At 67.7% G+C, this 25030-nt stretch carries 20 protein-coding genes; 11 read left to right on the plus strand and 9 right to left on the minus strand.

Translation table 11 applies throughout. The features are described from left to right. The first annotated feature begins 16 nt into the window (after positions 1-16). From OG300_RS31885 to OG300_RS31920, 8 genes are all read left to right on the plus strand, one after another. On the plus strand, positions 17-589 hold the full coding sequence (locus OG300_RS31885; protein WP_405487389.1) for an NUDIX hydrolase: 573 nt from the start codon (positions 17-19) through the stop codon (positions 587-589). After that, positions 586-3111, plus strand: a complete 2526-nt coding sequence (locus OG300_RS31890) for a DUF6049 family protein (protein WP_405487391.1) — start codon at positions 586-588, stop codon at positions 3109-3111. Before OG300_RS31885 ends, OG300_RS31890 begins: the two co-directional genes overlap by 4 nt. 449 nt (positions 3112-3560) lie before the next feature. Next, positions 3561-7466 carry a lipid II flippase MurJ gene (locus tag OG300_RS31895; protein WP_405498760.1) on the plus strand — a complete coding sequence of 1302 codons (3906 nt, stop codon included), beginning with the start codon at positions 3561-3563 and terminating at the stop codon, positions 7464-7466. A 173-nt stretch (positions 7467-7639) separates the two neighbouring features. Next, positions 7640-8260 (plus strand): RNA polymerase sigma factor SigM, encoded by a 621-nt coding sequence (gene sigM, locus OG300_RS31900; protein WP_405487393.1) that lies wholly within the window; start codon positions 7640-7642, stop codon positions 8258-8260. A 137-nt stretch (positions 8261-8397) separates the two neighbouring features. Further along, the gene (locus tag OG300_RS31905) at positions 8398-9285 is read left to right on the plus strand and encodes a hypothetical protein (protein WP_405487395.1); all 888 of its coding nucleotides are present in this window, start codon (positions 8398-8400) and stop codon (positions 9283-9285) included. Positions 9286-9390: 105 nt separating this feature from the next. Further along, entirely contained in the window at positions 9391-10374 is a 984-nt protein-coding gene (trxB, locus tag OG300_RS31910; RefSeq protein WP_405487397.1) for a thioredoxin-disulfide reductase, read from the plus strand. 13 nt (positions 10375-10387) lie between these two features. Beyond that, positions 10388-10726 (plus strand): thioredoxin, encoded by a 339-nt coding sequence (gene trxA, locus OG300_RS31915; RefSeq protein ID WP_405487399.1) that lies wholly within the window; start codon positions 10388-10390, stop codon positions 10724-10726. Between the two features lie 222 nt (positions 10727-10948). Then, a complete protein-coding gene (locus OG300_RS31920; protein WP_405487401.1) occupies positions 10949-12145 on the plus strand; it encodes a peptidoglycan-binding protein in 1197 nt (398 codons plus the stop codon). 92 nt (positions 12146-12237) lie between these two features. Here the strand turns inward: OG300_RS31920 and OG300_RS31925 are convergent, their stop codons facing one another. The 9 genes from OG300_RS31925 to rpmH all read right to left on the minus strand — a co-directional run bounded on the left by OG300_RS31925 (position 12238) and on the right by rpmH (position 19119). Beyond that, positions 12238-12957 carry a GNAT family N-acetyltransferase gene (locus OG300_RS31925; protein ID WP_405487403.1) on the minus strand — a complete coding sequence of 240 codons (720 nt, stop codon included), beginning with the start codon at positions 12955-12957 and terminating at the stop codon, positions 12238-12240. Positions 12958-13120: 163 nt separating this feature from the next. Further along, positions 13121-14149: a ParB/RepB/Spo0J family partition protein gene (locus tag OG300_RS31930; protein ID WP_405487405.1), complete on the minus strand. Its 1029-nt coding sequence runs from the start codon at positions 14147-14149 to the stop codon at positions 13121-13123. A 47-nt stretch (positions 14150-14196) separates the two neighbouring features. After that, positions 14197-15165 (minus strand): ParA family protein, encoded by a 969-nt coding sequence (locus OG300_RS31935; RefSeq protein WP_405487407.1) that lies wholly within the window; start codon positions 15163-15165, stop codon positions 14197-14199. A 456-nt stretch (positions 15166-15621) separates the two neighbouring features. Then, positions 15622-16359, minus strand: coding sequence for a 16S rRNA (guanine(527)-N(7))-methyltransferase RsmG (rsmG, locus tag OG300_RS31940; protein ID WP_405487409.1), 738 nt, complete (start codon positions 16357-16359; stop codon positions 15622-15624). A gap of 98 nt (positions 16360-16457) precedes the next feature. After that, the gene (locus OG300_RS31945) at positions 16458-17003 is read right to left on the minus strand and encodes a protein jag (protein ID WP_405487411.1); all 546 of its coding nucleotides are present in this window, start codon (positions 17001-17003) and stop codon (positions 16458-16460) included. Positions 17004-17033: 30 nt separating this feature from the next. Beyond that, positions 17034-18134, minus strand: coding sequence for a membrane protein insertase YidC (gene yidC, locus OG300_RS31950; RefSeq protein WP_405487413.1), 1101 nt, complete (start codon positions 18132-18134; stop codon positions 17034-17036). Positions 18135-18138: 4 nt separating this feature from the next. Further along, positions 18139-18459, minus strand: coding sequence for a membrane protein insertion efficiency factor YidD (yidD, locus tag OG300_RS31955; RefSeq protein WP_405487415.1), 321 nt, complete (start codon positions 18457-18459; stop codon positions 18139-18141). Positions 18460-18478: 19 nt separating this feature from the next. After that, positions 18479-18865, minus strand: a complete 387-nt coding sequence (gene rnpA / locus OG300_RS31960; RefSeq protein WP_405487417.1) for a ribonuclease P protein component — start codon at positions 18863-18865, stop codon at positions 18479-18481. A gap of 110 nt (positions 18866-18975) precedes the next feature. Next, complete coding sequence (gene rpmH, locus OG300_RS31965; RefSeq protein ID WP_405487419.1) at positions 18976-19119, minus strand: 50S ribosomal protein L34; 144 nt, start codon at positions 19117-19119, stop codon at positions 18976-18978. 517 nt (positions 19120-19636) lie between these two features. On the opposite strand from rpmH, the gene dnaA reads away from it, so the two are divergent. The 3 genes from dnaA (at position 19637) to recF (ending at position 25023) form a co-directional block, all read left to right on the plus strand. Next, positions 19637-21691, plus strand: coding sequence for a chromosomal replication initiator protein DnaA (gene dnaA / locus OG300_RS31970; protein ID WP_405487421.1), 2055 nt, complete (start codon positions 19637-19639; stop codon positions 21689-21691). A gap of 854 nt (positions 21692-22545) precedes the next feature. After that, positions 22546-23715 carry a DNA polymerase III subunit beta gene (gene dnaN, locus OG300_RS31975; RefSeq protein ID WP_405487423.1) on the plus strand — a complete coding sequence of 390 codons (1170 nt, stop codon included), beginning with the start codon at positions 22546-22548 and terminating at the stop codon, positions 23713-23715. A gap of 72 nt (positions 23716-23787) precedes the next feature. Continuing rightward, positions 23788-25023: a DNA replication/repair protein RecF gene (gene recF / locus OG300_RS31980; protein WP_405487425.1), complete on the plus strand. Its 1236-nt coding sequence runs from the start codon at positions 23788-23790 to the stop codon at positions 25021-25023. Positions 25024-25030 lie beyond the last annotated feature (7 nt).

Raw genomic sequence — 25030 nt, forward strand, 5'->3', positions numbered from 1 at the left:
CCTATAGACTGGCGCGGTGTCCCCGGCCGATCGCGCGAACAGTCGGCGCCGCCAGCCCAGGCGGCGCGGTGCGACCGGTGCTGCGGCCAAGACCGGAACCGCCGAGGCCGGCCAGCCGGAACGCAAACCACGCATGCGCACCGTCCGCGAAACCTCCGCCGGCGGACTGGTCGTCGACGGCCTCGACGGACCCAGCGAGAAACGCTGTGCCGCACTGATCGGCCGCACCGACCGCCGCGGCCGCCTGCTCTGGTCACTGCCCAAGGGCCACATCGAAGAGGGCGAGACCGCCGAGCAGACCGCGATCCGGGAAGTCCAGGAGGAGACCGGAATCCAGGGCACCGTCGTCGCGGAACTCGGCAGCATCGACTACTGGTTCGTCACCGAGGGCCGGCGCGTGCACAAGACCGTGCACCATTACCTCATGCGCGCACTCGGCGGCGAACTCTCCGACGCCGACGTCGAAGTCACCAAGGTGGCCTGGGTTCCCTTGAGCGAACTCGATTCCCGCCTGGCCTACGCTGACGAACGTAGGCTGGCCGAGGTCGCGAACCGGCTGATCGACCGGATGGAGAACGGCAGACAATGACGCGTGCGAGATCGCAGCGCACGCTGCTTTCACTCGTCGCGGTAATGCTGGCGGTGCTCACGACACTGGGATTCGGACCCATCGTGGCGAGCGCGCCCGTTGCCGCCGAACCCACCGGCAGCGGCAGCGGACAATCCAGCGGACCCAAATTCCTGAAACTGTCCCTGGATTCGGTGACGCCCACCGCCATCACCGCCACCAGCGACCCCTACTTCGTGGTGGCGGGCACCGTCACCAATATCGGCGACCGGCCGGTCGACGACGTCAGCATCCGCATCCAGCGCGGCAGCGCCGTCGGCAGCCCGGCCGAACTGCGCTCCACGCTGCGCATGGACCAGAACAGCTTCGACGTCACCGGCGAATTCCAGGATGTCGCAGACCGATTGACGGCGGGACAGCGCAAACAGTTCAGCCTCACCATCGCGCTGCACTCGGGAACCGAACTGCCCAGCGGGATCTCCTCGATCGACATCACCGCGCCCGGCGTCTACCCGCTGCTGCTCAACGTGAACGGCCAGCCCGCCTACGGCGGCCAGGCCCGGCTCGACGACGCCCGCTTCCTGCTGCCGGTGCTCGGCGTCCCCGGCGGCACCGATCCCAAACGCCCACAACCGCCCACCACACCCGCGCCGGACGCGCCGCCGGTCGCCACCACCATGCTGTGGCCGCTGGCCGACCGTCCCCGCCTGGTCGCGGGCCTCACCGGCGAACCCGGCACCCAGGCCCTGCTCACCGACGACGACCTCGCCGCCTCACTGGGTCAGGGCGGACGCCTCGACCAGCTGCTGTCCGCACTCGAGAGCGCGGTCAAACCCGATACCGGCCGCGACCGCAACCTCGGCACCGCGATCTGCCTGGCCATCGACCCAGACCTGCTGCTCACCGTCACCGATATGGTCCGCGACCAGGGCTATCAGGTGCTGGCCAGCCCATCGGACCCGGACGGGCCGACCCGTGCGGGCACCGGCGCGAAGGCCGCCAAGGCGTGGCTGGACCGGCTGCGCGCCCTGGCCCCCGGCATGTGCGTGGTCGCGCTGCCCTTCGCGCAGGTCGACACCACCGCGCTGGCCGCGGCGGGCGACACCACCCTCTCCGATCGCGCCCTCACCGCGCCCGCCGAACTCGTCGACTCGCTGCTGTCGGTGAAATCGGTTCGCGGCGTGGCACTGCCGGACGTCGGCACCATCGACGCCGAAGCCGGAACCCTGCTCGCCCACCACGGTTTCCAGACCGTGCTGCTGGCCGACAACGCGGTCACCCCGGCCGACGGCCGCGCCAACCTGCTCGCCGCCACCAAAACCCCCGCGGCCGCAACAGAATCCGGCAATCCGGACGTGGTGTCGCTGTCGGACGTGACCGTGCCGCCCGCACCCGGCAGCAGCCAGACGCCCGCCGCACCCGCGGACCTGCACGCCGCCACCTTCGACACCTGGGCCGCCACCGCCCTCGCCGCCATCGGCTCGCATCCGCCGACCCAGCCCTTCACCCCGGACAACGTGCGCTACGACGTCACCAACGACTCCCGCGCCGCCCGGCTGCAGGACGCGCTCGGCGCGCTGTCCTGGACCGCGCTCAACCCGCAACCCGGCCACCCCCGCTCGGCGCTGCTCATGCCGCCGCAGCAGTGGGGCGCCAACAAGGACGAAGCCACCACCGTGCTCGCACAGCTCGACCTGCTCTTCCACAACAATCTCGCCACCCCGCGCGCCCTCACCGATCTGGTTGCGCAGCAACCGGATCCATCCCCCTACCAACTCGACTACCTCGGCGACGCCGCCGAGGCGGCGGTACCCGACCACTTCGCCGAACCCATCCGGCAGCAGGCGCAGCGCATCACCGAACTGATGAGCGCCCTGGTCGAAGTGCCGCACCAGGAACCGAGCCCGCGCGGATTCCTCACCCCGCTGCGCGACGACCTGATTCGGGTGCTGTCGCTGTCGGACCGGCAGGCCGGGGCCGCCCCCGCCGACACCAGCGCGCAACGCCGCCTCGACCAGGCCACCCGGACCCTCGACAACCTCTTCGGCTCGGTGACCGTGCTGCCACCCGGCGGCGTGTACACCCTTGCCTCCGAACAGAGTCCGCTGCTGCTGGTCGCCCGCAACAACCTGCCGGTCGCCATCCGCGTCAAATTCAAGATCGACGCACCGGCCGAGACGAACATCACCGACATCGGCGAACAGCAGCTGCCCGCCAAGGGCAACCGGTCCTTCCAGATCCCCACCGAGGTTTCCGACAGCCGAAACCTGGTCATTCCCATCGCACTTACCACACCCGACGGGGTACCACTCGGCAACTCCGTCTCGGTATCGGTGCGATCCAACGCCTACGGTCGATGGTTGGCGATAATTACCGCGTGCGCCTGCGCACTGCTGCTCCTGCTGGTCGGACGCCGGCTCTGGCACCGCTTCCGCGGCCAGTCCGATCCGGCCGACGAAGGGTTCGACCCCGACACCCGGCGCAGGGTCAACAAGTACCGGCGTGCGCGTAAGCGCGAGTTGAAACGACAGGAGGACCGGTGAGCGAGTACGGCGGGCCGCGCTCATCCGGCCGACCCGAGGGCGCCGACGGGCCGCCCCCGCGGCGCGCCCCCTCCGCGCCCTGGGAGCGCGGCGTACCCCGGCCCGCACCCCGCGGACCCCAGGGACCGGCCACCGGCGGACAGCGCCAGGTGCCGAATCCCGGCAATCCCCAAGGGATTCCGGGCAATCCCCAGGGAGTTCCCGGCCGTCCGCAACCAGGCCAACCGTCCGGTCCGCCACGGCAGGGACCCCGAACCGGCGAATCCGGGCCCATCATGCACCGGCCCCAGGGCGCACCCCAGCGCCCGCCCGGCGCACCCGCACGACCCGGACCCGACGGACGCGTACCCGCCGACGAGCGCTACCACTGGGGACACCGGGGTGGCGGCGACGGACGCCCCGGCGGACCCGGACCCCGCTCCGGCGAACAGCGCTACCCGACCCCGCCGATGTCCGGGCCCCGACCGGTCGTCAACCGGGGCGGACCCGCCGGACCCGACAGCGGACGCCGCCCGATCACCCGCCCGCACGCGGCCGTCGCCACGGCACCACCCGAAGAGAAGAACGAGAGCGCCAACGCGCGACTGGTCCGCGACTCCGGATCCATCGCCATCGCCACCCTCGTCAGCCGCATCACCGGATTCGGCAAGCAGCTACTGCTGCTGACCGTGCTCGGCCCGGCCATCGCCTCGGCCTTCACCGTCGCCAGCACCATCCCGACCATGATCTCCGAGCTGCTGCTCGGCGCGGTCCTCACCGCCATCGTCGTACCCACCCTGGTCCGCGCCGAGAAAGAGGACCCGGACGGGGGAGCGGCCTTCGTGCGGCGACTCGTCACCGCCGCCTTCACCGTGCTCGCCGTCGGCACCGTGCTCGCACTCATCGCCGCACCGGTGATGACCACCCACCTGTTCCTGTCGCACGACGGCAAGGTCAACACCTCCCTCACCACCGCACTCGCCTTCCTGCTGCTGCCCGCCATCCTCTTCTACGGGATGTCGGCACTGCTGATGGCGATCCTCAACACCCACCAGATGTTCAAACCCGGGGCCTGGGCACCGGTGCTCAACAACATCGTGGTGCTGGTGGTGCTGACCATCTACCACCTCACCCCCGGTGAGATCAGCTTCAACCCGGTCCGGATGGGCGACACCAAACTGCTGGTGCTCGGCATCGGCGTCACCGTCGGCGTGATCGTGCAGATGGTCAGCCTGTTGCCGGCCATCCGCCGCGCGGGCATCGACCTGCGCCCGCTGTGGGGCGTCGACGCCCGCCTCAAGCAGTTCGCCGGCATGGGCGCGGCCATCATCTTGTATGTGATGATCAGCCAGCTCGGCTGGATCTTCGCCACCCGCGTCTCCTCACACGCCGACGAGGCCGGGCCCGCGATCTACCAGAACGCCTGGGCGCTGCTGCAATTGCCGTACGGCGTCATCGGCGTCACCCTGCTCACCGCGATCATGCCGCGACTGAGCCGCAACGCCGCGGCCGACGACACGCCCGCAGTGGTCGACGATTTGAGCGCCGCCACCCGGCTCACCATGATCGCGCTGCTGCCCATCGTCACCTTCCTCACCTTCGCCGGACCCCAGATCGGCATGGCGCTGTACGGATACGGGCGCTTCGCGCACCACGCGCCACGCCTCGGCGAAGCCGTCTCCTGGTCCGCGTTCACGCTGATTCCCTACGCGCTGGTGCTGATTCACCTGCGCGTGTTCTACGCGCGCGAACAGGCGTGGACCCCGACCTGGATCATCCTCGGCATCACCGGCGTGAAGATCGCGCTGTCCGCGGCCGCCCCGTTCGTCGTCGACGACCGGCACGTCGTCATCGCGCTCGGCGTCGCCAACGGGGCGGGCTTCCTGGCGGGCGCGGCGATCGGCGGCTGGCTGCTGCACCGCAGCCTCGGCGATCTGCGCATGTCGAACGTCGGGCGCACCATCACGCGGGTCGGACTGTCCTCGCTCGCGGGCGGCGCGGTCATGCTCATCGTCGACAAAGTGCTGGGGCTGCACCGGCTTTCGGAATCCTTCGGCGGCATCGGCTCGCTGGTGCGGGTCGGGCTCACCGCCATCGTCATGTTCGGCGTCGCCTTCGGGCTGATGCGGCTACTCGGCGTCCCCGAGGTCGTCGCCATCACCGTCGCGATCTCGCGGCGGCTCGGCATCACCCCGCCCGCACCGGATCTCGAACTCGGCGGCACCCCGCTCGAGGACATCCACGAGACCACGCTGCTGCCGAAACCGGATCTGCGCGCCGCGCCGTACTACTACCGCTTCGACCCGTACCTCGACGCGCAGACCATGGTGCTGCCCGTCATCCGGCCGGATGCGGTTGACATCACCGGCACGGGTGAGTTCCCGTACCCTGTTCGGCAGGCAAGTGCAACTGCCGGATCCGGCATGCCCGCGGACAGTGATGCGCGCGGGCACAAGGACAATGCCCGGGCCCAGGACGGTGGTTTCCGCAGATCAGCGGAGGCCGCCGCGACGGGACCGGGTCCGGCATATCGGTCTTCGACACACTTGGGCGAAGGAGGAACGAGGGTGAGCGACGACGCGGCGGGCGGTGTCCCGGCCGCCGAATCCGCAAAGGCCGCGGGCGGCGGGCTCTCCACGGATACCCCTCCCCCCGGCGAGCAGCGCGGAAAACCCGGCGGCACCGCCGATTCCGCAGCACGTTCCGGCGGGCACGGTGACCACGAGGAACCGGAAGACCTAGCCGAGCACGACCACGCGGGCCCCGAAACCGGTGTCTACGAGGCGGTCTCGCCCTTGATGCCACCCATGCGGGTGGAATCGCCCAGCAAGCGCATCCAGCGCGGCCCCAAGCTGCTGCCCGGCGCCTCGGTGGCCGGTGGCCGCTACCGGCTGCTGGCCGGCCACGGCGGCGCGCGCGGGCTGAAGTTCTGGCAGGCCCTCGACGTGAAGCTGGACCGTGAGGTCGCGCTGACCTTCGTCGACGCCGACCAGGAGGCCGCCGACAACTCCGGACACGATGGACCACAGGCGATCCTGTCGCGCACGCTGCGGCTCGGGCGGATCAACTCGCCCGGCCTGGCCCGCGTGCTGGACGTGGTGCGCGGCTCCTCCGGCGGCATCGTGGTGGCCGAATGGACGCCCGGTCGTTCCCTCAAGGAGATGGCCGACACCGTGCCCTCGCCCATCGGCGCGGCCCGGGCCGTGCGGGCGCTGGCGGCGGCCGCCGAAATGGCGCACCGCGGCGGCGGATCGCTGTCCATCGACCATCCCGACCGGGTGCGCATCAGCGCCACCGGCGACGCGGTGCTGGCCTTCCCCGGCACTCTGTCGGACTCCGACGCGCAATCCGACGTCCGCGGTCTGGGCGCCATGCTCTACGCGCTCATCACCGCGCACTGGCCGATCCGGGTCGGCGGCCTCACCGGCAGCGCCGCCACCGTCGGCGGACTGCCACTGGCCGACTTCGGGCCGGACGGAACCCCGGTGGAGCCCAGGACGATTCGCCCCGAGGTGCCCTTCGAGATCTCCGCGGTCTCGGTGCGCTCGATGGAATCCAACAAGGGCGTCCGCACCGCCGCGACCGTCCAGCACGTGCTGGAGCAGGCCTCGGTGGTCGACCAGAAGACCGACTTCATCCCGGTGCTGCGGCTGGGCCAGCGCCCGCCGAGCGCACCGGACGAGACCCTCGCGGACCCGGAACTGCTGGCGGCCGAGAAGGAACGCTCGCAGCGGATGATGTGGATCCTGGTCGGACTCGGCGTGCTGGCCGCGCTGGTGGTCGGCGTGATCATCTGGTGGCTGCTGAGCGTGTTCGCGCCCGGCTCCTCCAACGCGCCGCTCAACGAACAGCGCAATATCGGCCTCACCACCTCCGCGACGCCCCCGCCCAGCCCGGGCGCCTCGCAGGCGCCCGCCAGCATGCCCGCCACCGGCGGCGTGCCGGTGCCGGTCACCGGGGCCACGGTGTTCTCCCCGGAGGGCACCCCGGACAACGTCGGCAGCGTCGGGTCGGTACTGGACAACAACCCGGCCACCACCTGGCGCACCGACGCCTATTTCCAGCAGTTCCCGGCCCTGAAGAAGGGCGTGGGCGTGCTGAGCACCCTGGGCAGCCCCAGCAAGCTGACCAAGGTGATCATCGAATCGCCCTCGCCCGGAACGCAGGTCGAGATCCGCACCTCGCCGACCGCCTCGCCGACCCTCGATCAGACCCAGCTGATCGGGTCGGCGGTGCTCGGCGACGGCACCACCGAGATCCCGGTGCGGGCCGACCAGCCCGCCCGGTACGTGCTGGTGTGGATCAACCAGCTGGCCAACAACGGGGGGCAGTTCCAGTCCTCGATCGCGGAGATCCGCTTCGAGGCCGCGCAGTAATCCTGCGCCCGGATTTATTACATTCCGACGGTCATCATCCGTCCCATTCGCCCGATAAAGCCCGCCTACCAGGGCTTATTTTGCGGTATCCGTTGCTACCGAATCGTTATCTTCGATATGATCTTGCGTACTCTCGGCAGGGGAGTCCTCCGGAGTACCGCACCGAATCGGGGATGCAATTGTCGTCTGCGAACGAACTCGGGGAAGCGGTCGGGCCACTCGCCCGGCGCGCGGCGACGGCCATCCGGCCACGCCCGCGGGTCATCGACGCCACCGACCGCGATCTACTCGCCGCACACGCCCACGGCGAGCGCCACGCCTTCGCCGAACTACTGCGCCGCCACCGCGACCACCTGTGGCAGACCGCGCTACGCGCCTCCTACAGCCCCGAGGACGCCGCCGACTCGCTGCAGGACGCGCTGCTGTCCGCGCACCGCAACGCCGCCGGGTTCCGCGGTGACGCCGAGGTACGCAGCTGGCTGCACCGCATCGTGGTGAACGCCTGCCTGGACCGCATCCGCCGCAACAAGCTGCGCCGCACCGAACCCCTCTCCGACGACACCTCGGACGAACCCCGCTGCCCCCGAGACGATTTCGCGGCGCTCGAGGCCGCCCTGATCGTCGACGCGGCGCTGTTCGAACTGCCCGCCGACCAGCGCACCGCCCTGGTCGCCGTCGAACTCGAGGGCTACTCCATCGCGGATGCCGCTGCGCTGCTGGGGATTCCGGAGGGCACCGTCAAGAGCCGCTGCGCCCGCGGCCGGCGGCGGCTCGAGAGCCTGCTCACGCCGTAGGGAAATCTTTTCTCACACAACAAGAAACAACGCGCCCACGTGGAACCGGAAACGATTCCGCTGCGTCAGATATAAAGACAGGTCTGCGAATTCCTACTCGAAGCCCTGGAGGGGCAATGGAGGACACAGGAGGAGCAATGGCGGGGACCACGGTACCCCGACCGCCCTTCTCCACCGAGCTGCTCGCCGATCTGCACGCCGGCGGCATTCCGCCGGAAGCATCCGAGCTGCTCTGGTCCGAGGTCCGTCAGGACCCGGAAGCCATGAACTACCTGCAATCGCTCGACCGCGTCGACACCCGCCTGCGCGACCTCGGCCGCGACGACACCCTCGTGCACCCCATGCCGGCCCAGGTCGCCGACCGGCTGGAACGCATGATCGACAACCTCGCCGTCGACGCGCCCGCCGAGAAACTGGCCACCGTGCACCGCTTACCGGTGGCGCCCCCCGCCGTCACCCGATCCACCCATCCCGCACCGGCCAACACCGCGCCGATGCCCGCGCTCAACGTCGGCATCTTCGACACCGGCCGTCTCGACCCGAGCGAGATACCCACGCTCGAAGCCGACCCGACCCTCGACACCGGCGAGCACCCGCTGCCGGAACCCCAACGCCCGTCCCGGCGACTGCGCTGGATCACCGCGGCAGCCGCCGTGGCGGCCCTGCTCGCGGGCGCCGTGGTGGCCGTGGACGCCCTGAGCAACCGGACCGTCGCCCCGGCCGCCCTACCGGCCGCGAGCACCGAACTCGACAGCACCAGCATGACGCCGTCGATGGTGCTCACCGCCATGGGACGGCACGACATCAGCGGCCCGCTGGCCACCGGCAACGCCCTGTCCTCATGTCTGCAAGCCGCCGGGCTCGACCGCCCGATCCTCGGCACCCGCAGCGTCACCTTCAGCGGCACACCGGGCATCCTGGTCCTGCTCGCGGGCCCCAAACCACCGCAGATCACCGCGGCGGTGCTGGGCACCGGATGCGGACCCGGGAACCCGCAGGTCCTCGGACGCGCCGATATCGGCTGACGTTCGAGCTCGGGGAGGCGCGGGAACAACACCGTTTACGCTGTTGTTGACCGACACGCTCACGCTCGAGTATTCGAGACCTGCACAACTGCTTCGGAGGGCCCTTTGAGTACGCCTGTACGCGACCTGATCATCGTCGGCTCCGGTCCCGCCGGGTACACCGCCGCCGTGTACGCGGCCCGGGCGGAACTCGAACCCCTGCTCTTCGAGGGCACCCAGTTCGGCGGCGCGCTCATGACCACCACGGAGGTCGAGAACTTTCCCGGCTTCCGTGAGGGCATCATGGGCCCCGACCTGATGGAGGAGATGCGGGAGCAGGCCAAGCGCTTCGGCGCCGACATCCGCACCGAGGACGTGGACGCGCTCGACCTGAGCGGCCCGGTCAAGAAGGTCACCGTCGGCGGCGAGGTCTTCGAGGCGCACGCCGTGATCCTCGCCATGGGCTCCGCGGCCCGCTACCTCGGCGTGGCGGGGGAGCAGGACCTGCTCGGCCGCGGCGTCAGCGCCTGCGCCACCTGTGACGGCTTCTTCTTCAAGGGCCAGGACATCGTGGTCGTCGGCGGCGGCGACTCGGCCATGGAGGAGGCGACCTTCCTCACCAAGTTCGCCAGCTCGGTGACCGTCATCCACCGCCGCGAAGAGTTCCGCGCCTCCCGCATCATGCTCGAGCGCGCCAAGAACAACGAGAAGATCCGCTTCCTGCTCAACTCGGAAGTCATTGGCGTGCATGGCGATTCGGCCGTCACCCACCTCACCGTGCGCGACACCCGCACCGGCGAGACCTCCGAACTGGCCGCCACCGGCCTGTTCGTCGCCATCGGCCACGACCCGCGCAGCGAACTGGTGCGCGGCCAGGTCGACCTGGACGGCGAAGGCTACGTGGAGGTCAAGGGGCAGAGCACCTACACCTCGCTGCCCGGCGTCTTCGCCGCGGGCGACCTGGTGGACCACACCTACCGTCAGGCCATCACCGCTGCGGGCACCGGTTGCCGGGCGGCGATCGACGCCGAACGCTGGCTCGCCGACCAGGGTGACATCACCAGCAACACTCTCGATCACGCCGGTGCGCCGGTGGAAGTGAACAACTGAAGGAGCCAGGCCAATGTCAGACGCCAAGACCAGTGCCACCAAGACCGTCACCGACGCGACCTTCGCCGATGACGTACTGCTGAGCGAGAAGCCCGTCCTGGTCGACTTCTGGGCGGCCTGGTGCGGCCCCTGCAAGATGGTCGCCCCGGTGCTGGAGGAGATCGCCGCCGCCAACACCGACAAGATCACCATCGCCAAGCTCGACGCCGACAACAACCCGGAGTCGGCCAAGCAGTACGGCATCCTCTCGCTGCCCACCCTGGTGCTGTTCCAGGGCGGCCGGGAAACCAAGCGGATTGTCGGCGCAAAGGGCAAAGCGGCCCTCTTGCGCGAACTCTCCGACGTTCTCTGACCACACTCGATAGAATTTCGGCGCCTCGGCGGCGGTTGGCGTAATCACGCAACCCGCCGCCTTGGGCACGTGTGGGCATCGCCAGGGTTAGGATGCCTGCACTCGACAGTTGCCGAAATTCGGTCCGGGTCTGAAACAATCATTCGAACGCTCCGTCGTGCGAAGGTGTGAACCGCCGCATGAGTGGGTACCCGGGTTGGCGGAAGGAAAGGGCTCTCACGCATGCACCGACTTCGTCACGGCGATACAGGTCCAGCCGTAGCAGAGGTTCGGAGCACCCTGGCAAGCCTCGGTTTCCTGAATTCCCACCCCAACTCCGATCCGTCGGGTGCGGGCGGGGAGTACTGGAAGGACTCCGACGCCACTTTCGATCACGACCTCGACTCCGCGGTACGCGCTTTCCAGCAGTACCGCGGATTGCTGGTCGACGGAGTGGTCGGACCCGCCACCTACCGGGCGCTGAAGGAAGCCTCCTACCGGCTCGGCGCCCGGACCCTGATCTATCAGCTCTCCGCGCCCCTCTACGGCGACGACGTCGCGACACTGCAGCGCCGTCTGCAGGATCTGGGCTTCTACGTGGGCCGGGTGGACGGCTACTTCGGTCCGCACACCCACGAGGGACTCACCTCCTTCCAGCGCGAGATCGGCCTGTCCGCGGACGGCATCTGCGGTCCCGACACGCTGCGCTCGCTGGAGCTGCTGGGCGCGCGCGTCACCGGCGGCAACCCGCATCGCATCGCCGAGGAAGAGGTGGTGCACCGGGCCGGGCCGCAGCTCACCGGTAAGCGCATCGTCATCGATCCGGGTCTGGGCGGACCGGACAAGGGCTCACCCGTGCCCAGCGAATTCGGGGACGTCTACGAGTCCGAGATCCTCTGGGATCTGGCCAGCCGCCTCGAAGGACGCATGGCCGCAACGGGAATGGAGACCTTCCTGTCCCGGCCGTGGGGTGCGAATCCCTCGGATGCCGAGCGCGCCGAGACCTCCAATACCTTCGACGCCGACCTGATGATCTCGCTGCGTTGCGCGGGCAACCTGAGCGGTTCCGCCAGCGGTGTGGCCAGCTTCCACTTCGGCAACTCGCACGGCTCCACCTCGATGATCGGCCAGGTGCTGGCCGGGTTCATCCAGCGCGAGATCGTGGCGCGTACTTCGCTGCAGGACTGCCGGACCCACGCCCGCACCTGGGATCTGCTGCGGCTCACCAAGATGCCGACCGTTCAGGTCGATATCGGCTACCTGACCAACGACTACGACTCCTCGGTGCTGACCAACCCGCGCATGCGCGACGTGATCGCCGAGGCCATCCTGATCTCGGTCAAGCGGCTCTACCTGCTCGGCCAGGACGATCAGCCCACGGGCACATACACATTCGCCGAGCTGCTCGCCGAGGAACTGGCCGCGGCCGACCGCATCTGACTTCCGGATTCCAGCAAAAAGCCCTTCCCCCAATCTGATCGGGGAAGGGCTTTTTGTTTCATGTGAAACATGGGGCCGGACGGCCGCCTCGGCTACAGCGTGAGAATCCGGGTCGGCATCTCCATGGCCGCCGCCGCGAGCAGCTGATCCAGCGCGCGCTCGACGTCTTCCTTCCAGAGATGATCGCGATCCAATTCCAGTCGCAGCCGCGGGAATCGGTGATGGGAGGCCACCACCTTGAAACCGACGTCCTCCAGGAAGTCGGCCTCGATCATGCACAGCTCCGGAGAGCAGCCGGATGCGGCGGGCTGTGGCGAACGCCGCGGCGAACCGATCCGCTCCATCAGCGTCATCGACCCGGACGCGGGCAGGGGAGAGGTCGGCGGATCCTTGCGGATACCGAATGCCTCGATGGCCCGCACACCACGACGCATCAGATCGGCGACCACAGCCTGAATCAGCTGCAGGGCTACATCCGTGTCCTGGTACGGCATTTCGGCGCTCAGCGTGGTCAGCAGCACCGCATCCGGGCTCACCGGGGAAGTGGGGAACAGGCCGGCCCGCGGCACCGCACTCGGCGGCGCGTAGAGGGCACAGCCCGCCGACCGATCCTCCACCATCGCGACCTGTCCGCACGAACCCCACTGCAGCATCACAGTGGAGAGCCAGGCCTCCTTCTCGAAGACCGGATCACTGAAATCGTGGGAGTCCGCGGCCACTGCCGGATCGATCTCCCAGAACACACACCGCCGTGCGTGCACCGGGAGCTTGTCTAGTCCGCCGAGGGTCAGGGCGGTCACGCTGGTCGACACCGCTCTGCTCAGCCTCCAGCTGTCCGATTCATCCACACTCACGCCGCATCAACATCTGCTGCTCGCCGCCAAGAATAAAGGATCAAGGACTTGTACCTCTCCAGGGCCGTGAACGCCAACGTCACAGTGACGTTTCCACTGCGACCTTGGGGTAGGGCCCTCGCTAGAGCTTGGACTGCTCCATAAGACTGACAATTCGCTCCAGATCATCGATGGAGCCGAACTCGACAGTGATCTTGCCTTTGCGCTTACCGAGAGCCACCGTGACCCGAGTGTCGAACGACTCCGAAAGTCGCTCCGCGACATCCTGCAGACCCGGCATCTGAATCGGCTTGCGCTTGGGTGCCGGGGGAGCACCCGCGGCATCCGGATTCCGATTCGCCAAAGTGACGGCTTCCTCGGTGGCACGCACCGACATACCCTCGGCCACAATGCGAGCCGCGAGCGCCTCCTGCGCGTCCGCCCCGGCCTCCAATGCGAGCACCGCGCGCGCGTGCCCGGCCGACAACACACCGGCCGCGACCCGGCGCTGCACCGGAATCGGAAGCTTCAGCAGCCGAATCATATTCGTCACGACCGGACGAGACCGCCCGATCCGCGTAGCGAGTTCCTCGTGGGTGACGCCGAACTCCTCCAGCAACTGCTGATAGGCGGCTGCCTCCTCGAGCGGATTCAACTGGACGCGATGGATGTTCTCCAGCAACGCATCCCGCAGCATCGACTCGTCGGCGGTCTCGCGCACGATCGCCGGAATCGCGGGCAGACCCGCCTCCTGGCTGGCCCGCCACCGCCGCTCGCCCATGATGAGCTGATAGCGCGGCGCGTCCCCGGAACCGACCTGACGCACCACGATGGGCTGCATCAGACCGAATTCCTTGATCGAGTGCACGAGTTCGGCGAGCGCCTCCTCCTCGAACACCGAACGCGGCTGCTTGGGATTCGGTTCGATCTGCTCCGGCGGGATCTCCCGATACACCGCGCCCGCGTCCGCGACCGCGACCCCGTCGACCGAATCCACCGGATCCGGGACGCGATGCAGATACGCCGACGCGGGCTGCGGCCCGGCCGCCGGATCGATGCCGATGACTACGTTGGCGGCGGCACTGCCGAGCCCGCCGGGTGTGGTCGCCGGTCCGGTCGGGATCAGCGCCGCGAGACCACGGCCCAGTCCACCCTTCTTAGCCTGACTCATCGGCCTGTCGACCCCTTCCGTAGTTCACCCGCACCGAACTTCACTTGCTACACACCGGATTGTGCGTCGGAAACCGTCGCTTCGGCGTTCTGCCGCGCCGCACGCGCCGCGATCTCTCGTCCGGCGTCGAGGTAACTCATCGCACCACGCGAGCCCGGATCGTAGTCGAGCACGGTCATCCCGTAGCCCGGCGCCTCCGACACCTTGACGCTGCGGGGGATGACCGAGCGCAGTACCGCGTCACCGAAGTGCGAGCGCACCTCCTCGGCCACCTGATCGGCGAGCTTGGTGCGACCGTCGTACATGGTGAGAACGACGGTGGAGACATGCAATTCGGGATTCAGGTGCGCCTGCACCAGACCGATATTGCGGAGCAGCTGACCGACACCCTCCAGCGCGTAGTACTCACACTGGATCGGGATCAGCACCTCCTTGGCGGCGACCATCGCGTTGACCGTCAGCAGGCCGAGCGACGGCGGGCAGTCGATCATCACGTAGTCGATGTCGTACCCGGCGAGGTTCGCCTCCTGGATGGCGGCCTTCAACCGACCCTCACGGGCGACCATGGAGACGAGTTCGATTTCCGCACCCGCCAGGTCGATGGTGGCGGGGATGCACATCAGCCGTTCGTTGTGCGGACTCTGCTGGATCGCGTCGCTCACCGAGCATTCACCGATGAGCAGTTCGTAGCTCGACGGGATGCCCGAGTGGTGATCGATGCCGAGCGCGGTGCTGGCATTGCCCTGCGGATCGAGATCGATGACGAGCACCCGCATGCCCTGAATGGCGAGCGCGGCAGCCAGATTCACGGCGGTGGTCGTCTTGCCCACGCCGCCCTTCTGATTGGCGATCGTCAGGATGCGCTGTTCCTTCGGGCGCGGGATGGTGACGTTGGTCCCCGTCAGCACCTGGCTGGCACGCTGAGCTTCGGCGGCGATCGGCGTCTCGGTGGGGGAGATGTTCCCGAACGGGGTGCGGCTGAACTCGTCGGTGTCGAAAGGACCGCTATCGAGCATGCCGGGCACCCGGGACGTTGTTTCCCGTGAAACATTCCGCGGACCGTTGGACATACAGGCTCCTAACCCGGAGAACTCAAAGACACGTGGCCGAGCTGAATTGCGCACACCTGGTGGCGGCAGCCGCGATGCTGCGTTGTCACCAGGGAGGCGCGAGGTGCTAGATCGATACCCATTCCGAAGCCGTTCCGCTGAATTCCAGCCGATGCGAGCCGGTGCCGGGCATCGCAAGTCTGCGCTCACGCTCGACGTCACTAGCTTGCCAGTACCGGACACAATACGGAAGTTGAACGGGCTGGTTCGCACCACGACACACCTCTGCGGAGGGAAAACTCGCGGGGACACTCACAGCCTCGGTCCCAAAGATCGATCCCGGCGCGATGTTTCACATGAAACATCGCGAAAGCGGGGGAGGGGCCGGAACATTCAGTACCCCCACGGGCGCGCCGAGCTTCGTCAGTGACGCTTCGCGTCGGTGGTCCCGCGACCACCCGCGCGACGCTCCGCACGGCGCTCGGCGCGTGCCAGCCGCTCGGCACTGATCACGAAGGTGGGCGTCTCCAGAACGCCCACACCACATTCCAGTACCTCGGCATGCCCCGCGCCCGCCTTGGTCAGCTCGGCGCGATCGCGCTCGAGTTCCTCCGCGGCACTGATTCCCTTGAGCGCCAACATCCGTCCGTGCTCGTGCACCAGCGGCATCGACCAACCCGCCAGCTTCGCCAGGGGAGCGACCGCACGGGAGGTCACCACATCCGCGCCGCCCGCCTCCTTCTTCACCCCGGCCTGCTCGGCCCGGCCGCGCACGATGGTGATGTTGTCGATGCCCGCCTCCGCCACGAACTCGGCGAGGAAGACGGTGCGGCGCAGCAGCGGCTCGACGAGGGTGATGCGGAGATCCGGCCGCGCGATGGCGAGCGGGATACCGGGAAGCCCGGCGCCGCTGCCGATGTCGACCACGCGGACACCCTGCGGGATCAGATCACCGATCACCGCGCAGTTGAGTATGTGGCGGTCCCAGAGTCGGGGGATCTCGCGCGGTCCGATCAATCCGCGCTCCACTCCGGGCCCGGCGAGGGCGGAGTAGTAGAGCCGTGCCTTGTCCAGCCGATCACCGAAGACGACGGCGGCCGCGGCGGGCGGCTCGGCCGGACCGAAATCGGTCGCGTCGGTTCCTGGTTCCACGTGAAACATCCTTCCGAACGACTGTGCTCAACTCTCACGACTCCTGCATAAGAGTAGGGCCCCCGGCTCTTTCGAACCGGGGGCCCTGCCTCGAAGCAATGCGCGTGTCAGCCGGGGAGGACCACCACGCGACGATTGGGCTCCACGCCCTCGCTCTCGCTGACGACTCCATCGAGGACGGAGACGGCATCGTGCACGATCTTGCGCTCGAACGGAGTCATCGGCGAGAGCGCCTCGCGCTCACCGGACTCCAGCACCCGCTTGCCCGCCTCGGTGCCGAGCGCGCTCAACTCGGAACGACGGTTGGCCCGCCACCCCGCGACATCCAGCATCAGCCGACTGCGAATTCCGGTGGCCTGCTGCACGGCCAGCCGAGTCAGCTCCTGCAGCGCGTCCAGGACTTCACCGCGACGGCCGACCAGCTTCGCCAGATCCTTACCACCGTCGATGCTCACGACCGCGCGGTCGCCCTCGACATCGAGATCGATATCGCCGTCGAAGTCGAGCACATCCAGTAGCTGCTCGAGGTAGTCACCGGCGATCTCGCCCTCTTCGATGAGCGCTTCCTCGGAATCGCCCGCAGTTTCCGCTTCCGCTGTCGCCGCCGTCGCAGCCGTCACAGTGGGATCCCCTCCGTCGGTTTCAACAGTCATGGTTGTTTCCTTCATCTGGAGTTGTAAGTCTCAGCGACGCCGCTTCTGATTCGGGCGGCCACGATTGCCGGAACGCTTCTTGGCGCCACCGGCCGGGCGCGCACCCGGCGCGGGCTTCGAACCGTTCTGGGTGGCGGCGGCGGGCGCATCCTCGATCGCATCGGCGACACCGTTGGACGACGCGTCCTGCGGCTTCTTGCGGACGTCGACCGGCTTGGCTCCCGGCTTCGGCGCGTTCTGCGCCCGGCGGTCCAGCGCGGCCTGCTTCTTGTGTTCCTCTTCGGCCTCGATCTTGCCGAAGACGAGATGCTGCTGTCCGTAGGTCCAGATGTTGTTGGAGACCCAGTAGAGAAGGATGGCGACGGGCAGGAACGGGCCACCGACCATGACGCCGAGCGGGAACACGTACAGCGCCAGCTTGTTCATCATGGCGGCCTGCGGGTTGGCCGCGGCCTCCGCCGACTGCCGGGCCACCGAGGCACGGGCGTTCATATGGGTCGCGATACCGGCGATGATCATCAGTGGAATCGAGACCGCCGCGATGGCCGCCTTGCTCGGCAGACCGACTCCGTCGTGGACGAAGGACTGCAGCTGAGCCATCGGCTGCGTGATGTACGACGACAGGGGAGCGCCGAAGAGACGGGCCGCCAGGAAGGACTGGACGTCGCCCGGGCTGAAGATGTAATTGGCGGTGTTGGCGTTCTGCTCGACCGACATCCCGCCGCTGTGGCCGAAACCGGCGATCCCGCCGACCGAGCCGACACGGTTGAACGAGCGCAGCACATGGAACAGACCGATGAACACCGGAACCTGCAGCAGCACGGGCAGACAGCCCATGAGCGGGTTGAAGCCGTGGTCCTTCTGCAGCTTCTGCATCTGGACCGTCATTTCCTGACGGTCGTTCTTGTACTTCTTCTGCAGTTCCTTGATCTGCGGCTGCAGCTCCTGCATCTGCCGGGTGGTCCGGACCTGCTTCACGAACGGCTTGTACAGCACGAGCCGAAGCGTGAACACGAGGAACACCACGGCCAGTGCCCAGGCGAACCCACTGTTCTTGCCCAGCACATACCCGAATGCCTGGTGCCAGAACCACAGAATGGCCGACACCGGGTAATAGATGAAGTCGAGCACGGCTCTATGCACTCCCGTCGTTCGTATCGCCGGTCACCACAGGTGATGACCCTTCACAAGCTGATGCCGCGTGCCGATGCTCACGCTCCGGCACGGGGTCCCACCCACCAGGGTGCCAGGGCGCACATTTCGCCAATCGGACGGCCGCCAGTCCGGAGCCGACGATCAGTCCGCGGGTGCGCAGCGCTGTCACCGCGTACTCACTGCAGGTGGGCGTGAAGCGGCACACCGGCATGCGGGTGGGGGAGATATAGGTCCGATACAGCTCGATGAGGAATATCAGAGCTTTGGCCGGGAACCGGGCAGCGGCGCGCAGTGCGTTCATGAGTCGCTCACGGGAGTGGTCATGACTCGCTGCCGACAGGCAGGGTGCCGAGTTTGCGCAGACCGCCTCGGAGCTGCTTCAGCAGCTCTTCGGACGAGGCGTCGGCGGCGCCCGGCAGGGCGCGAAGAACGATATCCGCGTCGGCGGGCAACTCGGCCACCACACGTGCGCAGATATGACGCAGGCGGCGGGCCACCCGGTGGCGTACCACCGCCGGACCCACCGCCTTGCTGACGATCAAGCCGAAACGCGGACCGCCCACCCGGATGACCGGGTCGGGTCCGTTCGCTTGCTCGTCATGTAGCAGTACATGCACAACGAGGTCCCGTCTCCCCATCCGCCGGCCCTGACGCACCGTCCGGGAAAAGTCGGTGCGCCGATGCAGCCGGTAGTGCTCAGGCAGCACCTGAGCGTCCGGCCGGGTACGGGCGGAGAAGAGACCGGGGGCCGGACGGCGAGCCAGCTGTGTGCTTCCACGGTGAACCGCGGAATTGGCGCCGCATCCGGATTACCGAATCAGGCCGTGAGCTTGGCGCGGCCCTTGCCACGGCGAGCCGCAACGATGGCGCGACCCGCACGGGTACGCATACGAAGCCGGAAGCCGTGGACGCGCGCCCGACGACGGTTGTTCGGCTGGAACGTCCGCTTGCCCTTGGCCACGGTCAACACTCCTCTAAGTGGTGGACGCCTGGTGACGCCCGAAGTCTGTTCGGTGATACGTGCTCTCGACGAATCGGATTCGTCGGCGCAATACCCTTGTCGGTGCGAGCAGCGGGCAGCCGCCACCGCACCATAGGGTGACTGTAGAAGGGTACTTACCGCCTGAACGAGGGTCAAACTCGGGGTGAGCGACTTACGCCACTCGCGCGCCGTGAACTGGACGTTCGTGTCGTGGCGGGACCTGGTGTACGGTTCTGGCCCAGGCATTCGATGCGACCGCGGTTGATTTTGCCAGCAATTTGCTGTGAACCCGCCGGTACGCGCCTGATTCGTGGGATCAGACACGCGGAGACGTGTATCCCCAGGTTTTCCACATCTGTGGATAATTGTGTGGAAACACCCCCCGAGTGGCATATTCGTAGGGCCGACGGTGCCTTGCCGACGCCCGGTGACTGGGGGAGCCGAGCAGCGCAGACCGTCTGCTTCATCGACCTACATCCCGGGGAGGAACGCGTTCGTGGACGACGAGCAGAATGTGCTGACCGCTGTCTGGCCGGAGGTGATCGCCGAATTGGCGGGCGGTTCGGCCGACGGGGAGATCCAGCCGGTCAGCAAGGCTCACAAGGCGTGGCTGAACACTATCGAACCGATCACCTTCGCGCAGGGGTTCGCCCTGCTGTCGGTCCCCGGCACGATGGCGCAGGTCACGGTGGAACGCGACCTGCGTGAGCTGATTCTGCGGTCCCTGGCCCGGCGCGGCCTGCAGGTGGAGGGACTGGGGGTGCGCATCCGCGCCCAGCAGAACCCGCCGGCCGGTCGCTCGGCGAATACTCCCCGGCACGCCCGGATGACTTCCCGGCCCGAACGGCCGCGCGAACCCGAGCAGGCGCCGCCCGCCTATCAGCCCGAGCCGTCGATGTCCGAGCGGCAGCCGGACCGATACCAGGCTCCCCAGGAGTACGGCGCACCGCGCTACCTGCCTCCACAGGACTACCCGTCCGAGTACGGCGAGCGCGAAGCTTATCCACCGGTGGAATTCGGGCAGCCGAAGATGGCCGAAGAGTTGCCGATGTCCCAGGAACCGCCCGCACCGCCGCGGCGACGTGACAATCACCGGGCCGCGCCCAAGCCGCCCGGGCAGGAATCGCTGTTCTCCCCGGACCCCGACGAGCAGGTCGCGCCCAAGCCGGGCCGCTATCCGGCCGAGCCCGCCGCCCGCTACGAGGACGCGCCCGCCCGGCAGTACGAGGACGCCGCCCCGCGCCAATACGCCGAGGACAACCGGCAGTACCAGGACGACGCGCCACGTCAGTATCAGGAAGACGCGCCTCGGCAGTATCAAGAGGACACGCCCCGGCAGTACGCCGAGGACAAACCGCGTCAGTATCAAGAGGACTCCCGGCCGTATCAGGACGAGCAGCCCGCCGCCCGCCGCCCGGTGGACGACGATCGCGACGACGAGCCGGTCGTCAACGTCCGTAATTCCTGGCCGACCTATTTCAATCGCTCGCCCGAGCGGGAACCGGCGCCCGCGCCGTCGTCCTCGGCGAGCCTGAATGCCAAGTACACCTTCGACACCTTCGTGATCGGCGCCTCCAACCGCTTCGCGCATGCCGCTGCGGTGGCCATCGCGGAGGCTCCGGCGCGCGCCTACAATCCGCTATTCGTTTGGGGCGCTTCAGGTTTGGGCAAGACGCACCTGCTGCACGCGGCCGGGCACTACGCCCAGCGGCTGTTCCCGGGAATGCGGGTGAAGTACGTGTCGACCGAGGAATTCACCAACGACTTCATCAACTCGCTGCGCGACGACCGGAAGGTGGCGTTCAAGCGCCGCTACCGCGAGACCGACATCCTGCTGGTGGACGACATCCAGTTCATCGAGGGCAAGGAAGGCATCCAGGAGGAGTTCTTCCACACCTTCAACACCCTGCACAACGCGAACAAGCAGATCGTGGTGTCCTCCGATCGTCCGCCCAAGCAGTTGGCGACGCTGGAGGAGCGGCTGCGCACCCGCTTCGAGTGGGGCCTGATCACCGATGTGCAGCCGCCGGAGCTGGAGACCCGGATCGCGATCCTGCGCAAGAAGGCGCGGATGGATCGCCTGGATGTGCCGCACGACGTGCTGGAACTCATCGCCAGCCGGGTGGAGCGCAATATCCGCGAGCTGGAGGGCGCCCTGATCCGGGTGACGGCGTTCGCGTCGTTGAACGGGCAGCCACTGGATCTGTCGCTGGCGGAGGTGGTGCTGCGGGATCTGATGCCGGACACCGCGACGCTGGAGATCACGGCGGCCACGATCATGGCCGTGACCGCGGAGTACTTCAACACCACGCTTGAGGAGCTGACCGGTCCGGGCAAGGCGCGGCCGCTGGCTCAGGCCCGGCAGATCGCCATGTATCTGTGCCGGGAGCTGACGGACCTATCCCTACCCAAGATCGGTCAGGCGTTCGGCCGCGACCACACGACGGTCATGTACGCGGAGAAGAAGGTGCGCAAGGAGATGACCGAGCGGCGCCGCGTGTACGACCAGGTTCAAGAACTAACAGCCCGAATTAAACAGCGTTCGCGCTGATCCACAGTCCACAGGGCCCCACGTCGTCTGACGTGGGGTTCTTTGCTTTCCGGGGTTGTGGATTCCTCGAGGAGTCCTCGAGGAAACTGTGTGGAATCCTCGAGGAATCCCACTGTTGTGCACCGGTTCGCCAACAGGGTCCTGTTGGCGGTCGTGCACAGGCGGTTGTCCACAGCACTAACAGGCAGATTCATCCTCGAGGTCTGACCTGCCCGGATGCCCTCCAGGGGTTGTGGATTCCTCGAGGACTCCCTGTCAGCTCCTCGAGGAATCCTCGAGTTGTCCCCGGTTTCGCTCAGATGTTGGCGGGAGGGCCCGAAACGGGGGAGCAACTCGAGGATGGCTCGAGGAGCAATGTGGAGAAGTGCGATGGCTCCACAGCCATGCGCCGTTCATCCTCGAGCCACCCAGATGACATCCACACGCCGCCGCGCGGTCCGACCTGCGTGAACGGGCGAAGTCCACAGAACTAACAGGACCTACTACTACTTCAGTTCTCCTTCTAGAGAATGTCTTTCTAAAACAGGGTGTGTGGAAACTCGGGTTCGGAGGCAACGGTTCGCCGGGAGGTTCCTCAACACTCGAACGGAGGCCTGGACAAGATGCGGCAGGGGCAAGAGTTGTCCGGACACTCCGGGAGGGTCGGAGTGTGCGTGTGCCGGTTACGCGGGTACGGTCTCTGTGTCGGTCCCCTGTGCGAGACTGCGTAGGCGGCTGATTCGACAACTTCCCCCTCGGGGGTGCGGGGGACAGGGCCCCGGCTGTTCGGCCCTCAGGGGTTCGGGAGCACAGTCCCTGGCTTGGAATCATTTCGCACAGTTCACGATTGGCACTGGGAGAGGACAGACCGGGCGATGGAGCTTGCAAGCATGAAGTTTCGGGTCGCCCGCGAGGACTTCGCCGAATCCGTAGCCTGGGTAGCCCGTAGCCTGCCGTCGCGGCCTCCGGTGCCTGTGCTCGGTGGCGTGCTCCTCGTGGCTGACGAGGACGGCCTGACGGTGTCCGGCTTCGACTACGAGGTCTCCGCGCAGATGCGGGTGGCCGCGGAGGTCGCCGGACCGGGTCAGGTGCTGGTGTCGGGCCGCCTGCTGGCGGATATCACCAAGGCGCTTTCCAACAAGCCGGTGGATGTGTCGGTGGACGGCACTCGCGTGCTGATCGCCTGTGGCAGTGCGAAGTTCTCGCTGCCGACCATGCCGGTCGAGGATTACCCCCAGTTGCCCGAGCTGCCCCCGCAGACCGGTGAGCTCGCGGTGGACGTGTTCTCGGCCGCGGTGGGCCAGGTGGCCGTCGCCGCCGGTCGTGACGACACCCTGCCGATGCTCACGGGCATCCGGGTGGAGATCGAGGGCCCGAAGGTGGTCATGGCCGCCACGGACCGTTTCCGGCTGGCTGTGCGCGAGCTGGAGTGGCAGCCGGGCCGTGCCGATGTGGAGACGGCGGTGCTGATCCCGGCTCGCACGCTTTCGGAGTCGGCGAAGACGCTGGGTGCTTCCGATCAGCCGGTGCAGTTGGCGTTCGGTACCGGCACCGATGGCCTGCTGGGCATCGTGAACGGCGGCCGTCGCACCACCACGCGCCTGCTCGATGCCGAATTCCCCAAGTTCCGCCAGTTGCTCCCCAAGGAGCACACCTCGATCGCGACGCTCGCGGTGAGCACGCTGACCGAGGCGATCAAGCGTGTGGCCCTGGTGGCCGAGCGTGGTGCGCAGGTGCGGCTGGAGTTCTCCGAGGAGGGCCTGCTGCTGTCCGCCGGTGGCGACGACGCCGGGCGCGCGGAGGAGTGGCTGGAGGCCGATTTCCGTGGTGAGTCGCTGACCATCGCCTTCAACCCGGGCTACCTGCTCGACGGCCTGGGTGCCGCGCATTCGGAGAAGGTGACCTTCGGGTTCACCACGCCGAGCCGTCCGGCGGTGTTCCTGCCGGCTCCCGAGGAGGAGCCGACCCAGCTGGAGTCGGGTGCGTTCTCGGCGCTGAGCGGTAACTTCATCTATCTGCTGATGCCGGTGCGGCTCCCGGGCTGATCGGGAAGACGACACCAACTGTGCACAGTGTTGAGAAACCTGTGAAAAACTCTGTCGATTCGGCATAACCGCATGTACGTGCGTGCTTTGTCGCTGCGTGACTTCCGTTCCTGGGAGGCCGCCGAGCTCGAGTTGTCCCCAGGCCGAACCGTTTTCCTGGGGTCGAACGGGAACGGTAAGACGAACCTGATCGAGGCCGTCGGCTACCTGTCCACACTCGGTTCACACCGGGTGTCCGCGGATGCCCCGATGATTCGCATCGGGGCGTCGAAGGCCCGCATCGGCGCGACCGTGGTGAACACCGGTCGTGAGTTGCGGGTGGACGTGGAGCTGAATCAGGGCGTCGCGAATCGGGCGCAGATCAATCGTTCGCCGGTGCGGCGGCCGCGGGAGATCCTGGGGATTCTGCAGACCGTGCTGTTCGCGCCGGAGGATCTGTCGCTGGTGCGCGGTGATCCGGGGGAGCGTCGGCGTTTCCTGGACGAGTTGGCGACGGCGCGGTTGCCGCGGCTGGCCGGGGTGCGCGCGGATTACGACAAGGTGCTGCGGCAGCGGTCGGCGCTGTTGAAAACCGCCGGGCGCAATGCTCGTTCGGGTTCGCGGGGCGCCGAGTTGAGCACCCTCGATGTGTGGGACGGGCATCTCGCGGCGCACGGCGCGGTGCTGCTGGCGCAGCGGCTGCTGCTGGTCCACGAACTCTATCCACATCTCGCACAGGCTTATTCGGGGATCGCGCCCGAATCCCGGCCCGCCACCATCGGTTACCGGAGTGCGAATCTGCCGCCGGAGTTCCTGGATCCGTTCCGTACTCCACAGCCTGGGGACGAGCAGGAGCTGGAGTCGATTCTGTTGCGGGAGTTGGGCGCTGCGCGGTCCAAGGAGCTGGAGCGCGGGGTGTGCCTGGTCGGTCCGCATCGCGACGATCTGGAGTTGATGCTGGGTTCGGCGCCCGCCAAGGGTTTCTCCTCGCACGGCGAATCCTGGTCTTACGCACTGGCTCTGCGGCTCGGCGCCTTCGAGCTGCTGCGTTCGGTGGGTACCGATCCGGTGCTCGTGCTCGATGATGTTTTCGCCGAGTTGGATCGGCGTCGCCGCAGTGCGCTGGCGGCGGTGGCCGCGGGTGCGGAGCAGGTGCTGATCACCGCGGCGGTGGCGGAGGACGTGCCCGCAGAACTGGAGGCCGTGCCGATGCGGGTGGAGACCACCGGTGCGGCCGATCATCGCGCTTCCCGGATCGCGGTCGCCGTGGACGCGGAGCTTCCGGTCGTGACAGCCGCGGAGTTTCCGGTAGAGGCGGACGCGGAATAGGCGTGTG

The organism is Nocardia sp. NBC_00511 (assembly GCF_045161165.1).
Classification (GTDB): Bacteria; Actinomycetota; Actinomycetes; order Mycobacteriales; family Mycobacteriaceae; genus Nocardia.